Source organism: Streptomyces purpurogeneiscleroticus, from assembly GCF_020024005.1.
GTDB lineage: Bacteria > Actinomycetota > Actinomycetes > Streptomycetales > Streptomycetaceae > Streptomyces > Streptomyces purpurogeneiscleroticus.
In genome coordinates this window covers 1-13,200 of sequence record NZ_NHSG01000378.1, presented here as the reverse complement: position 1 = coordinate 13,200, position 13,200 = coordinate 1, and the positions used below count along the sequence as shown (strand labels likewise).

Annotated in this window: 11 protein-coding genes; 8 read left to right on the top strand and 3 right to left on the bottom strand. The window is 70.6% G+C overall.

Annotated features, from left to right (window positions below; genetic code table 11):
- Both CCS38_RS27295 and CCS38_RS27290 read left to right on the top strand, forming a co-directional pair.
- The coding region (locus CCS38_RS27295; protein ID WP_223735985.1) for an IucA/IucC family protein at positions 1-1,709 on the top strand (1,709 nt) is incomplete at its 5' end.
- A gap of 75 nt (positions 1,710-1,784) precedes the next feature.
- Positions 1,785-3,788 (top strand): ATP-dependent DNA helicase, encoded by a 2,004-nt coding sequence (locus tag CCS38_RS27290; protein ID WP_223735984.1) that lies wholly within the window; start codon positions 1,785-1,787, stop codon positions 3,786-3,788.
- A 154-nt stretch (positions 3,789-3,942) separates the two neighbouring features.
- On the opposite strand, the gene lexA is transcribed toward CCS38_RS27290, so the two are convergent.
- Complete coding sequence (lexA, locus tag CCS38_RS27285; RefSeq protein WP_223735983.1) at positions 3,943-4,734, bottom strand: transcriptional repressor LexA; 792 nt, start codon at positions 4,732-4,734, stop codon at positions 3,943-3,945.
- Between the two features lie 541 nt (positions 4,735-5,275).
- Between lexA and nrdR the strand changes: the two genes are divergently transcribed.
- Complete coding sequence (gene nrdR, locus CCS38_RS27280; protein WP_223735982.1) at positions 5,276-5,797, top strand: transcriptional regulator NrdR; 522 nt, start codon at positions 5,276-5,278, stop codon at positions 5,795-5,797.
- A gap of 121 nt (positions 5,798-5,918) precedes the next feature.
- Positions 5,919-8,786 carry a vitamin B12-dependent ribonucleotide reductase gene (locus CCS38_RS27275; RefSeq protein WP_223735981.1) on the top strand — a complete coding sequence of 956 codons (2,868 nt, stop codon included), beginning with the start codon at positions 5,919-5,921 and terminating at the stop codon, positions 8,784-8,786.
- 149 nt (positions 8,787-8,935) lie between these two features.
- On the opposite strand, the gene CCS38_RS27270 is transcribed toward CCS38_RS27275, so the two are convergent.
- Positions 8,936-9,472: a TerD family protein gene (locus tag CCS38_RS27270; RefSeq protein ID WP_223735980.1), complete on the bottom strand. Its 537-nt coding sequence runs from the start codon at positions 9,470-9,472 to the stop codon at positions 8,936-8,938.
- Between the two features lie 186 nt (positions 9,473-9,658).
- Between CCS38_RS27270 and CCS38_RS27265 the strand changes: the two genes are divergently transcribed.
- Positions 9,659-10,264 (top strand): YdbC family protein, encoded by a 606-nt coding sequence (locus tag CCS38_RS27265; RefSeq protein WP_223735979.1) that lies wholly within the window; start codon positions 9,659-9,661, stop codon positions 10,262-10,264.
- 31 nt (positions 10,265-10,295) lie between these two features.
- Here the strand turns inward: CCS38_RS27265 and CCS38_RS27260 are convergent, their stop codons facing one another.
- On the bottom strand, positions 10,296-10,958 hold the full coding sequence (locus CCS38_RS27260; protein WP_443742963.1) for a TetR/AcrR family transcriptional regulator: 663 nt from the start codon (positions 10,956-10,958) through the stop codon (positions 10,296-10,298).
- A 217-nt stretch (positions 10,959-11,175) separates the two neighbouring features.
- Between CCS38_RS27260 and CCS38_RS27255 the strand changes: the two genes are divergently transcribed.
- The 3 genes from CCS38_RS27255 to CCS38_RS27245 all read left to right on the top strand — a co-directional run.
- On the top strand, positions 11,176-11,835 hold the full coding sequence (locus tag CCS38_RS27255; protein ID WP_223735977.1) for a histidine phosphatase family protein: 660 nt from the start codon (positions 11,176-11,178) through the stop codon (positions 11,833-11,835).
- Positions 11,836-11,845: 10 nt separating this feature from the next.
- Complete coding sequence (locus CCS38_RS27250; protein ID WP_223735976.1) at positions 11,846-12,760, top strand: ADP-ribosylglycohydrolase family protein; 915 nt, start codon at positions 11,846-11,848, stop codon at positions 12,758-12,760.
- A 212-nt stretch (positions 12,761-12,972) separates the two neighbouring features.
- Positions 12,973-13,200 (top strand): hypothetical protein (locus CCS38_RS27245; protein ID WP_223735975.1); only part of this gene is annotated, 228 nt, incomplete at its 3' end.

The window sequence follows — 13,200 nt, the reverse complement described above, 5'->3', positions numbered from 1 at the left end:
TCGCCAAGACCCTCGCGGAGCTGGCGTACGAGGAGGTCATCGCCCCCGAGCCGGACGGCACCGCCCCCTGCGGCACCCCGCGCTACCGCCTTCCCCTCACCCCCGAGGTCACCTACCGCTTCCACGCCCGCCGCGGCGCATACGGGCACTGGCGCGTCGACCCGGACTCCGTCACGCCCACCGGCGACCCCCTGCACTTCCTCTTCCACGCCCACGACACCGTCCTGGGCCTGAGCGGCGACACCACCGGCCACCTCATCCGCGAGCTGACCGCCACGCTCGCCGCCGACACCCGGCTGGACGCCACTGCCCTCACCGCCGCCGAGCTCGCCGACCTGGACTACGCGGCCCTCGAAGGCCACCAGACCGGTCACCCCTGGCTGATCGCCAACAAAGGTCGGCTCGGCTTCTCCGCCGCCGACGCCGAGCGCTGGGCCCCCGAAGCCCGCACCCTCTGCCGGCTGCCCTGGATCGCCGCTCACCGCGACCTCGCCCGCTACCGCGGCACCGGCCCGCTGGCCACCCCCGACCGCCTGTACTCCGAAGAACTCACCCCCGATCTCCGCGACACCTTCGCCCGCACCCTCACCGACCAGGGCCTCGACCCCGCCGACTACCTCTATCTCCCCGTCCACCCCTGGCAGTGGGACGAGACCATCGCCCCGCTCTACGCCCCGCAGATCGCCGCCGAATTCATCGTCCCACTCACCACTGACAACGACCTCCGGCTGCCGCAGCAGTCGATCCGGACCTTCCTCAACACCAGCCGCCCGCACGCCCGCACGGTCAAGCTCCCGCTGTCCGTGCTGAACACGCTCGTCTGGCGCGGCCTGCCCACCGAGCGCACCCTCGCGGCCCCCGCCGTCACCGCCTGGGTCCAGGGCCTGCGCGACGCCGACCCGTACCTGCGCGACGAGACCCGCGTGATCCTCCTCGGCGAGACCGCGTCCGTCACCGTCGAACACCCCCTGTACGACCGCATCCCCGGTGTCCCGTACCAGTACAAGGAGCTGCTCGGCTGCATCTGGCGCGAGCCGGTCGCCCCGCTGCTCGACCCCGGAGAGCGCGCCCGCACCCTCGCCTCGCTCCTGCAGACCGACCCGCACGGCCGCGCGCTCACCGCCGAGCTGGTCCACCGCTCCGGGCTCGCGCCGCACACCTGGCTGCGCCACCTCTTCGCCGCCCTGCTGCCGCCGCTGCTGCACTTCCTCTACCAGTACGGCACCGTCTTCTCCCCGCACGGCGAGAACGCCATCGTGTGCTTCGACGCGCACGACGTCCCCACCCGCCTCGCGGTCAAGGACTTCGTGGACGACGTGAACACGACCGACGGCCCGCTGCCCGAACTGGCCGCCATGCCCGAGGACGTGCGCGAGGTCCTGCTCACCGAACCGCCCGCGTTCCTGACCCAGTTCATCCATTCCGGGCTGTTCGTCGGCGTGTTCCGCTACCTGGCGCCGCTGTGCGAGGAGCAACTGGGCGTCCCCGAGGGCGACTTCTGGTCACTCGTGCGGACCGAGATCCTGCGCTACCAGGAGCGCTTCCCGCACCTCAAGGAGCGCTACGCGATGTTCGACCTGCTCACCCCGGAGATCGAGCGGCTCTGCCTCAACCGCAACCGTCTCCACATGGACGGCTACCGTGACCGCCCGGAGCGCCCGCACGCCGCCGTACACGGCATGATCCGCAACCCGCTGCACGCCCCCTGACGCGCCCGTACGACCGGCCACGGACCGGCCGGGACGCGGCGGAGTGTCAGCGGGCCCGCGTAGGGTGGCAACGCTATGACGAAGCCCTCCCTCCCCGAACTGCTCCATGCTGCCGTGGCCGCCGTCGGCGGCACCGAGCGCCCCGGCCAGGTCGCCATGGCCGAAGCCGTGGCCGAGGCCATCGACGACGGCACCCACCTGCTCGCCCAGGCCGGCACCGGCACCGGAAAGTCGATCGGCTATCTGGTCCCCGCCCTGGCCCACGGCGAGCGCGTGGTCGTCGCCACCGCGACCCTCGCGCTGCAGCGGCAGCTGGTCGAGCGTGACCTGCCGCGTACGGTCGACGCGCTGCACCCGCTGCTGCGCCGCAAGCCGCAGTTCGCCACGCTCAAGGGCCGGTCGAACTATCTCTGCCTGCACCGCCTCCACGAGGGCGTGCCGCAGGAAGAGGAGGAGGGCCTGTTCGACCCCTTCGAGCAGGCCACGGCGACGAGCAAGCTCGGCAAGGACCTGCTGCGGCTGCGGGACTGGGCGGACGAGACGGAGACGGGCGACCGGGACGCGCTGACGCCGGGTGTATCGGACCGGGCATGGGGCCAGGTCTCGGTGTCCTCCCGGGAGTGTCTGGGCGCATCGAAGTGCGCGTACGGCGCGGAGTGCTTCGCGGAAGCCGCCCGGGAGCGGGCCAAGCTCGCCGACGTGGTCGTCACGAACCACGCGCTGCTCGCGATCGACGCCATCGAGGGCGCGCCGGTCCTGCCGCAGCACGAAGTGCTGATCATCGACGAGGCGCACGAGCTGGTCTCCCGGGTCACCGGCGTGGCCACGGGCGAGCTCACTCCGGGACAGGTGAACCGCGCGGTGCGGCGGGCCGCCAAGCTGGTCAACGAGAAGGCCGCCGATCAGCTGCAGACCGCCTCCGAGACCTTCGAGCGGCTGATGGAGCTGGCGCTGCCGGGCCGCCTGGAGGAGATCCCGGAGGACCTCGGGTACTGCCTGATGGCGCTGCGCGACGCCGCCCGTACGGTGATCTCCGCGCTCGGTTCGACCCGCGACAAGTCCGTCCAGGACGAGGACGCCGTGCGCAAGCAGGCGCTGGCCTCCGTGGAGAACGTGCACGCGGTGGCCGAGCGGATCGCGAACGGCTCCGAGTACGACGTGGTCTGGTACGAGCGGCACGACCGCTTCGGCGCCTCGTTGCGCGTCGCCCCGCTGTCGGTGTCCGGGCTGCTGCGCGAGAAGCTCTTCGAGGACCGCTCGGTCGTGCTGACCTCGGCGACCCTCAAGCTCGGCGGCGACTTCAACGGCGTGGCGGCCTCGCTGGGGCTGGCCCCCGAGGGCACGCAGGGCGAGGACGCGCCCCCGTGGAAGGGGCTGGACGTCGGCTCGCCGTTCGATTACTCGAAGCAGGGCATTCTGTATGTCGCCAAGCATCTGAACCAGCCGGGGCGCGAGGGCACCCGTACGGACATGCTGGACGAGCTGGCGGAGCTGGTGGAGGCGGCCGGCGGGCGCACGCTGGGGCTGTTCTCCTCGATGCGGGCCGCGCAGGCGGCCGCCGAGGAGCTGCGCGGCCGGCTGGACGTGCCGATCCTGCTGCAGGGCGAGGAGACGCTCGGCGAGCTGATCCGTACCTTCGCGGCGGATCCGCGGACGTGCCTGTTCGGGACGTTGTCGCTGTGGCAGGGCGTGGACGTGCCGGGGGCGAGCTGCCAGCTGGTGGTCATGGACCGGGTGCCGTTCCCGCGCCCCGACGACCCGCTGATGAGCGCCCGCCAGAAGGCCGTGGAGGAGGCCGGCGGCAATGGCTTCATGGCGGTCGCGGCGACGCACGCGGCGCTGCTGATGGCCCAGGGCGCGGGCCGCCTGATCCGCGCCTCCGGGGACCGCGGCGTGGTCGCCTGCCTGGACCCGCGGGTCGAGCGGGCGCGGTACGGCTCGTTCCTGCGCGCCTCGATGCCCGGCTTCTGGTACACCACCGACCGCAACCAGGTCCGCCGCTCCCTGGCGGCGATCGACGCGGCCGCTCAGGCGGCCGAGAAGGCCGCTGAGGAGCCGGAGACGGCGGACGCGCAGTAGTACCGCCAAGGCTTCCGTGGGGGGCCGCCACGGACCCGCACACGTGCGCGGGCCTCGTATACCGATCGGCATACGAGGCCCGTAGCGTCATGACCGCGGTCGGCTCCTCGGGAGCGGTGGCTCCGTGCGGGCGCCGCCGGGCCGGCCGTGGCACTCAGACCCGGCGGAGCACCGCCACCACCTTGCCGAGGATGGTCGCCTCGTCACCGGGGATGGGCTGGTACGCGGCGTTGTGCGGGAGCAGCCAGACGTGGCCGTCCTCGCGCTTGAAGCGCTTCACCGTGGCCTCGCCGTCGAGCATCGCGGCGACGATGTCGCCGTTCTCCGCGACGGGCTGGCGGCGGACCGTGACCCAGTCGCCGTCGCAGATCGCGGCCTCGACCATGGAGTCACCGACGACCTTCAGCACGAACAGCTCGCCGTCGCCCACCAGCTGCCGGGGCAGCGGGAAGACGTCCTCGACGGACTCCTCCGCGAGGATCGGGCCACCGGCGGCGATCCGGCCCACCAGCGGGACGTACGACGCCGCGGGCTTGCCCGTGGTGTCCGCCGGGGCCGAGGCGGGCTGGTCGGAGCCGCGGACCTCGTACGCGCGGGGGCGGTGCGGGTCGCGGCGGAGGAAGCCCTTGCGCTCCAGGGCCATCAGCTGGTGTGCCACCGACGACGTGCTCGACAGGCCCACCGCCTGGCCGATCTCGCGCATGGACGGGGGGTACCCGCGTCGTTGGACGGAGTCCCGGATGACCTCGATGACCCGTCGCTGCCGGTCCGTGAGGCCCGAGCTGTCCGCGCGGATTCCTGGAGGGCGCCCGGGCAGCGAACGTGCCGGCTTCTGGCCTTCCGGGCTCACCGTGGCGTCGTCCAGCGGCGGTTTCTGGGTCGGCTCGAAGCGGCCCTGGGAGTGGCTCTGTGCGGCAATGATCGCGCTGTCTGCGGTGGTGGTCACGTCGGCTGCCCCTCTCGGAATGTTCTCCCTAGTTAGCCAACGGTAGTTGCTTTCGAAAGGTTGCGCCAAACACACGTTCGAGTGAAAATCCGCGGATTAGCTGACCTGATCAGGGCATCGGGTGTATGGCCGCGAGCGGGCGAAAGGCGATAACGGGCATTACGGTACCGTTCCCGCCGGGAATTCCCGGCTCCGGGTCCGCGTTCTGCCGTGTTTCCGCGACGATCATGGCGCGCCCGCCGTGACCTGGCCAAGTCTGTCATTGCCGCCCCTCCGCAACGGTCACCGGGGGGTCTCACGTAGTCTCGTGGCTGCCGCGCCGCCGCGACACGCGGTGCGTGCATTTTCTCGCCCGGCACCACATGTAGTGCTTGGATGGGCGACAGCCACCAGACGTTGTGGTCCATGGTCTTCTTCGGCCCATGGATCGCCTATGCTTGTGGTCGCTCCGGAGGCCCCCGTTCGGGCCCTGTCCGGGCTATCAGCCGTACGCCGGAATGGGTTGGCGTACGTCCGTTTTCGAGGGTGAGGAGGGCAAGCCATGCACTGCCCCTTCTGCAGGCACCCCGACAGCCGGGTGGTGGACAGCCGCACCACCGACGACGGCACCTCGATCCGCCGTCGCCGGCAGTGCCCCGACTGCTCCCGGCGGTTCACCACGATCGAGACGGCGTCACTCACGGTGATCAAGCGGAGCGGGGTCACCGAGCCCTTCAGCCGCGACAAGGTCATCGCCGGTGTGCGCAAGGCGTGCCAGGGCCGGCCGGTCACCGAGGACGCGCTCGCCAAGCTCGGCCAGCGGGTCGAGGAGGCGGTGCGCGCGACCGGCAGCGCCGAGCTGTCCACCCATGACGTCGGGCTCGCCATACTGGGCCCGCTCCAGGAGCTGGATCTCGTGGCGTACCTGCGCTTCGCGAGCGTGTACCGGGCGTTCGACTCGCTCGAAGATTTTGAGGCGGCCATCGCGGAGCTGCGTGAGCAGCGGCCGCCCTCGCACCACTGCGGGAACTGCGGGGAGGCCGACGATTCGGCGGTCCCCGTGCCCGCTCCCGCCGCCGACTGAGCTCGGCGCGCGGCCCAGACCTCGCCGGAGCTGAGCAGGAGCCCCGGCGCAGCAAGACATACACCGTGCCACGGGAAGAAGTGTGCACATCAGGGCGTTTACGCCTGTACAGGGAGGCGGCATGACAGAGACGACGAGCGGCCCGGCGCGAGGCTCCCGAAAGGGCAGCAAGGCGAGCAAGGGTCTGCGTATCGAGCGCATCCACACCACCCCCGGCGTGCATCCGTACGACGAGGTGGCGTGGGAGAGCCGTGACGTCGTCATGACCAATTGGCGCGACGGCTCGGTCAATTTCGAGCAGCGTGGCGTCGAGTTCCCCGACTTCTGGTCGGTGAACGCGGTCAACATCGTCACAAGCAAGTACTTCCGTGGCGCGGTCGGCTCCCCGGAGCGCGAGAAGAGCCTCAAGCAGCTCATCGACCGCGTGGTGAAGACGTACCGGAAGTCCGGTGAGGAGAACGGTTACTTCGCCTCCCCGGCCGACGCGGAGATCTTTGAGCACGAGCTGGCGTACGCGCTGCTCCACCAGGTCTTCAGCTTCAACTCGCCGGTCTGGTTCAACGTCGGCACCAAGCAGCCGCAGCAGGTCAGCGCCTGCTTCATCCTCTCCGTTGACGACTCCATGGAGTCGATCCTGGACTGGTACAAGGAAGAGGGGATGATCTTCAAGGGCGGCTCCGGCGCCGGCCTGAACCTCTCCCGCATCCGCTCCTCCAAGGAGCTGCTGTCCTCCGGCGGCAACGCCTCCGGACCGGTCTCCTTCATGCGCGGCGCCGACGCGTCCGCCGGCACCATCAAGTCGGGCGGCGCCACCCGCCGCGCCGCCAAGATGGTCGTCCTGGACGTGGACCACCCGGACGTCGAGGCGTTCATCGAGACCAAGGTCTCCGAGGAGGAGAAGATCCGCGCGCTGCGCGACGCGGGCTTCGACATGGACCTGGGCGGCGACGACATCGCCTCCGTCCAGTACCAGAACGCCAACAACTCGGTCCGCGTGAACGACGAGTTCATGAAGGCCGTGGAGTCCGGCTCGAAGTTCGGTCTGCGCGGCCGGCTGAACGGCGAGGTCATCGAGGAGGTCGACGCCAAGGGCCTGTTCCGCAAGATGGCCGAGGCCGCCTGGGCCTGCGCCGACCCCGGCATCCAGTACGACGACACCATCAACCACTGGCACACCTCGCCGGAGTCGGGCCGGATCACCGCCTCGAACCCGTGCAGCGAGTACATGCACCTGGACAACTCCTCGTGCAACCTCGCCTCGCTCAACCTCATGAAGTTCCTGCGCGACGACGACAAGGGCAACCAGTCGTTCGACGCGGAGCGCTTCGCCAAGGTCGTCGAGCTGGTCATCACCGCGATGGACATCTCGATCTGCTTCGCGGACTTCCCGACCGAGAAGATCGGTGAGACCACCCGCGCCTTCCGTCAGCTGGGCATCGGTTACGCCAACCTCGGCGCCCTGCTCATGGCCACGGGCCACGCGTACGACTCCGACGGTGGCCGCGCGCTCGCCGGCGCCATCACCTCCCTGATGACCGGTACCTCGTACAAGCGCTCCGCCGAGCTGGCCTCGGTCGTCGGCCCGTACGACGGTTACGCCCGCAACGCCGACGCCCACAAGCGCGTCATGAAGCAGCACGCGGACGCCAACGGTGCCGCCACGCGCATGGACGACCTGGACACCCCGGTGTGGGCCGCGGCCACCGAGGCGTGGCAGGACGTCATCCGCCTCGGCGAGAAGAACGGCTTCCGCAACGCGCAGGCTTCGGTGCTGGCCCCCACCGGCACCATCGGCCTGATGATGGACTGCGACACCACGGGCGTCGAGCCGGACCTGGCCCTGGTCAAGTTCAAGAAGCTCGTCGGCGGCGGCTCGATGCAGATCGTGAACAACACGGTCCCGAAGGCCCTGAAGCGCCTGGGCTACCAGCCCGAGCAGGTCGAGGCGATCGTCGCCCACATCGCCGAGCACGGCAACGTGGTCGACGCCCCGGCCCTGAAGACCGAGCACTACGAGGTCTTCGACTGCGCCATGGGCGAGCGCTCCATCTCCCCGATGGGCCACGTCCGCATGATGGCCGCGGCGCAGCCGTTCCTCTCCGGCGCGATCTCCAAGACGGTCAACGTCCCCGAGACCGCCACGGTCGAGGAGATCGAGGACGTCTACTTCCAGGGCTGGAAGCTCGGCCTGAAGGCGCTCGCGATCTACCGCGACAACTGCAAGGTCGGCCAGCCGCTCTCCGCCAAGAAGAAGGAGGAGGAGAAGAAGGCCGAGCCGGTCGCCGAGAAGAAGGTCGTCGAGTACCGCCCGGTCCGCAAGCGTCTCCCGAAGGGCCGTCCCGGCATCACCACCTCCTTCACCGTCGGCGGCGCCGAGGGCTACATGACGGCCAACTCCTACCCGGACGACGGCCTGGGTGAGGTCTTCCTGAAGATGTCCAAGCAGGGCTCGACCCTCGCGGGCATGATGGACGCCTTCTCCATCGCGGTCTCGGTCGGCCTCCAGTACGGCGTGCCGCTGGAGACCTACGTCTCGAAGTTCACCAACATGCGCTTCGAGCCGGCCGGCATGACGGACGACCCGGACGTGCGGATGGCGCAGTCGATCGTCGACTACATCTTCCGCCGCCTGGCGCTGGACTTCCTGCCCTTCGAGACCCGCTCGGCGCTCGGCATCCACTCCGTCGAGGAGCGCCAGCGTCACCTGGAGACCGGTTCGTACGAGCCGGCCGAGGACGAGCTCGACATCCAGGGGCTGGCCCAGTCGGCCCCGCTGACCCAGCAGTCCGCGTCGGCCTCCACCGAAGAGGTCGTCGAGGAGACCGCGGCGCCGGCCCCGAAGCAGGCGCACACCAACGCGGAGCTGGTCGAGATGCAGCTGGGCATCAACGCCGACGCCCCGCTGTGCTTCTCCTGCGGCACGAAGATGCAGCGCGCCGGCAGCTGCTACCTCTGCGAGGGCTGCGGCTCCACGAGCGGCTGCAGCTGACAAGCTGACAGTGCGCCTCTCGGGGCGTGACTGAACCGCTCAGGGCGGTGGAGGCGGGATCCCGCCTCCACCGCCCTCGGCGTTGATGCCGGCCTCGCGCCCGGTGCCCGGTGGACTTCCGGTCCCGCGCCGCCTCCGTGTCGTGGCTGTCAGCCGTCGGCGGGCCGTCGGCCCATCCACGAGGCGAAGTCGTCGGCGTCGCCCTCGAATCCGCGGACCCCGCTCACAAACTGCCACTCCCCGTCGCCGTCCCGGACGAACTCCGCGACCACCGCGGCCGTGGCGCCGGGGAAGCGGCCGAAGTCGTCCTCCGCCAGCACCTCGTAGCCCTCCAGGATGCGCACCAGGGTGTGCGGTATGTCGCCGAAGGCCCGGCGCCCGCCCCGCTGCTGGATGGTGACGCCCACCACCACCCGGCCGTACCTCTCCGCCAGCCGCGAGAACTCCAGCGTCATCGCCTCGTCGACGCCGAAGCCCTGGCCGGTCCTGCTGTCCCGGTTCAGGGTGATGGTGCCGTCAGGGGAGCGGCTGTCGAAGTGCACGAGGTAGTCGGGCTCGCCGTGCAGCGCATCCGTGGTGTACGTCGCGGCGATGATGTCGAGGTCGTTGGCGGGCTCGCCCTGGGGGCTCGGGTCCCATTTCAGCGTGACCTCGGCCTTGTCGATCCCCTTGTTGAGACTGCTCACCAGACTTCCCTTCTTCGCCCCCGGAGCACCGTGGCCGGGCGCTTCCCGTGAATCACCCATGCTGCCACGCGGGTGTGACATGCGGTGTCTGCCCGCCCTCATCCGCCGTATACAGCAGATGAGTTGAAGTGTGCGTACTGTGACGCGCAGTGACGCAAGGGACGCCAGGGGCCGTACGATGGCGCGGTGCTGGTCAAATGGATTCGCTGCACTGTTGTGGACCGCGGGGGGTTCGAACGGGGGCAGCGCAAATGGGCGGGGCTGCCCGGGGAGCCCGGCTTCCGGGGACAGGGCGGCGGCTGGAGCCGCACCCGCCCCGGCGTCGCGCATCTCGTGGCCTTCTGGGAGAGCAGGGCGTTCTACGACTCGTTCATGGCGAGATCGCACGACCGCCTGGCCGCCGCGCAGGTCGGCACGTACAAGAACGGCCAGACCCGCCTCTTCGAACACGAGCTGGACGTGAAGGTCGGCTTCCGGCCCGTCTTCACGGACGCCGATGTGCTGCGGCTGGCGTACTGCCAGGTCAGGGCGGGCCGGGTCGACCACTACAAGCTGATGCAGGAGAAGGTCTGGAACCCCGCGATGGCGGGCTCCCCCGGGATGCTGCGCGGCATGCTGGGGCGCGCCCCGGGGGAGGAGTTCCTGGTCCTCTCGATGTGGCAGTCGGCGGCCGAACGCGGCAAGTACCGCCCGGAACGCCTCGAACGGCTGGCCCTACGGGCGCAGACGGCGGCGGACATCATGGGCGTCACGGGCGACGTGGTCGAACTGGAGCCTTCGTGGACGGTGTGACCGTCGCGGTGTGAGAGGGCGCCGCTCGCGCTCACGTGCCCGTCGTGAACATTCCCGCGTGTGCTGCCGCCAGGGCGACGGCGACGGCCTGGTCGGCGGCCGGCTCGTCCAGGCCCTCGCGGGTGATGAACTGGCGGAAGAACAGCGGGGCCGCCGCCGCGCGCACCAGTGCTCCGCCGTCGATGGCCGACCGCGGGCCGGGCAGCTCGCCGCGGGCGACGGCGCGGTCCACGATCACCTCGCAGCGCGTGAAGCGTTCGGCGTAGTACGCGCGCAGCGCCTGCGCGGCCGGCTCGGACTGGAAGGCGGCGGCGATCACCGCCGAGGTGGGCGCGGCGGACGCGGGGTCGGCGAAGGAGTGCACGACCTCCAGCGCGAGCGCGTGCAGGTCGCCGTGGAGCGAGCCGGTGTCGGGCGGTGTCCAGCTGTCCTCGCCGGCCAGGTCGAGGATGTCGGCGACCAGTCCGTCGACGCCGCCCCAGCGGCGGTAGAGAGTTGTCTTGTGCACGCCGGAGTGCTCGGCGACGTACTCGACGGTCAGGCCGGAGTAGCCGTGCTCGGTGAGGCCGGTCAGGACGGCGTCGCGGACGGCCGCCCGCGTGCGTGCGGTACGGCCGCCGGGCCGGCGGGTGCCGGGGCGGGCGACGCCGGTTCCGTCCGTGGCCTGCACGTTCTGCTCGTTATCCACAGGCAAATGCTACTCCACTTGCGTTAGGTGGGGGATGGTGTCATCATCGTCAGCGTAACGCAACAAGCGTTGCGTTTGGGTTCGGTCGGCCGCCGGTGCGGCCGCGGGGGAGGCCACCAATGTTCACTCAGGTTTTCCAGGCGCTGCACGTCTGCCGGGTCTTCGGGGCCGGTGCCCGGGAGTGCCCCGGGCAGGGGTTGGCGGCTCGTTCTAGGCTGGCGGCATGGCACGCCCCCGACGCATCGTCCTCATCAGGCACGGAGAGTCCGACGGAAATATCGATGACACGGTGTACGAGCGGGAGCCGGACCATGCCCTGAGCCTGACGGAGCGCGGCGTCAAGCAGGCCGAGGAGGCCGGTGCGCAGCTGCGGACGATGTTCGGGGACGAGCGAATATCGGCGTACGTCTCTCCGTACCGCCGCACGCACCAGACCTTTCAGGCGCTCGGTCTGGACAGGGAGCGGGTCCGGGTCCGGGAGGAGCCGCGGCTGCGCGAGCAGGACTGGGGGAACTGGCAGGACCGGGACGACGTACGGCTCCAGAAGGCGTACCGCGACGCCTACGGCCACTTCTTCTACCGCTTCGCCCAGGGAGAGTCGGGCGCGGACGTCTACGACCGGGTGGGCGCGTTCCTGGAGAGCCTGTGGCGCAGCTTCGAAGCCCCCGACCATCCGCCGAACGTTCTGATCGTCACGCACGGACTGACCATGCGGCTGTTCTGTATGAGGTGGTTCCACTGGACCGTTGCCGAATTTGAATCTCTGTCCAATCCCCACAATGCCGATCACCGCACTCTGCTGCTCGGTCCGGACGGGCGGTACCGCCTTGACCGGCCGTTCGAGAGCTGGTGTACACCGCAGTCCTACGGGGTCACCGGCTAGAGTGCAACCGATGACCGCCGATCACCGTGACAGTGACGCACAGCGCTTCGCGAGGGCGCTGGAGAGCCTGCGGGGGCTCGCCGTGGGCGACGCACTGGGATCCCAGTTCTTCGTGCCCGCCCATTACCCCGCGCTCAAGAGCCGCACCCTGCCGCCGGCGCCCTGGCGGTGGACCGACGACACCGAGATGGCCGCCTCCGTACTGGCCGTACTGACCGAGCACGGCCGGATCGACCAGGACGCGCTCGCCCGCTCCTTCGCGGAGCACCACGACGTGGACCGCGCCTACGGTCCCGCCGTGGACCGCCTGCTCCGGCAGGTGCGGGAGGGACGGGACTGGCGCGAGCTCGCCTCGGCGCTCTTCAAGGGGCACGGCTCGTGGGGCAACGGTGCCGCCATGCGCATCGCCCCGCTGGGTGCCTGGTACGCCGACGATCCCGAGCAGGCCACGCACCAGGCGGAGATCTCGGCGTACGTCACGCACCAGCACCGTGAGGCGGTCGTCGGGGCGATGGCGGTGGCGGCCGCCACCGCGCTCGTCGCCGCGCCGGACCGCGTCACCGGCCCGCAAGCGCTGCTGGACGCGGTCATGGAGCTCATTCCGCGCAGTGCGGTCCAGGCGGGGCTGCGCCGGGCCCGCGACATGCTCGACTACGCCGACGCGAGCACGGTCGCCGCGGTGCTCGGCTGCGGTCGGCGGACCACCGCCCACGACACCGTGCCGTTCACGCTGTGGGCCGCCGCGCGCCACCTGGGCAGCTATGAGCAGGCGTTCTGGACCACCGCCCGGGCGGGTGGGGACGTGGACACCACGTGCGCGATCGTCGGCGCGATCGTCGCGGCCGGCCCGGAGGGCGCGCCGCCGGAGGAATGGCTGGCCGGCACGGAGGACCTCCCGTCCTGGATGCCGAGCGGAGTGAGCTGAGGGGCGTAGGGGGCGCCTGGCGCGTGGGGGCGCCTTGGCCTGGGCTGCGCCTCGGCCTGGGCTGTGTGCGGCGTAGCCTTGGTGTGGGGCCCTGCGGGGTGTTGCCGGGGCCCGCGCAGCGTTGGGTCGCTCGGTGAAGGTCGGGAGCATGCGTAGCGCCAAGTCTCAGGGGGCGCGGCTCGGAAAGGGCCACGCGCGTCACCTTCCGGATGGTGAGCCGGACCGCGCTCCGGGTGGTGTTTCGGGTGCAGGCGCTTCGGACGGTGTTCCGGATGGTCGTGCTCCGGACGGTTTTCCGGATGGTCGAGGTCCGGGCGGTGTTCCGGGCGGTGTTCCGGATGATGGCGCTCCGGGTGGTGTTTCGGGTGGTGGTGGTCCGGAGCGGGATTCGTGTCCCGGTTCGGGGGGTGACAACACCGGCTGTGGGGGACGAATCGAGC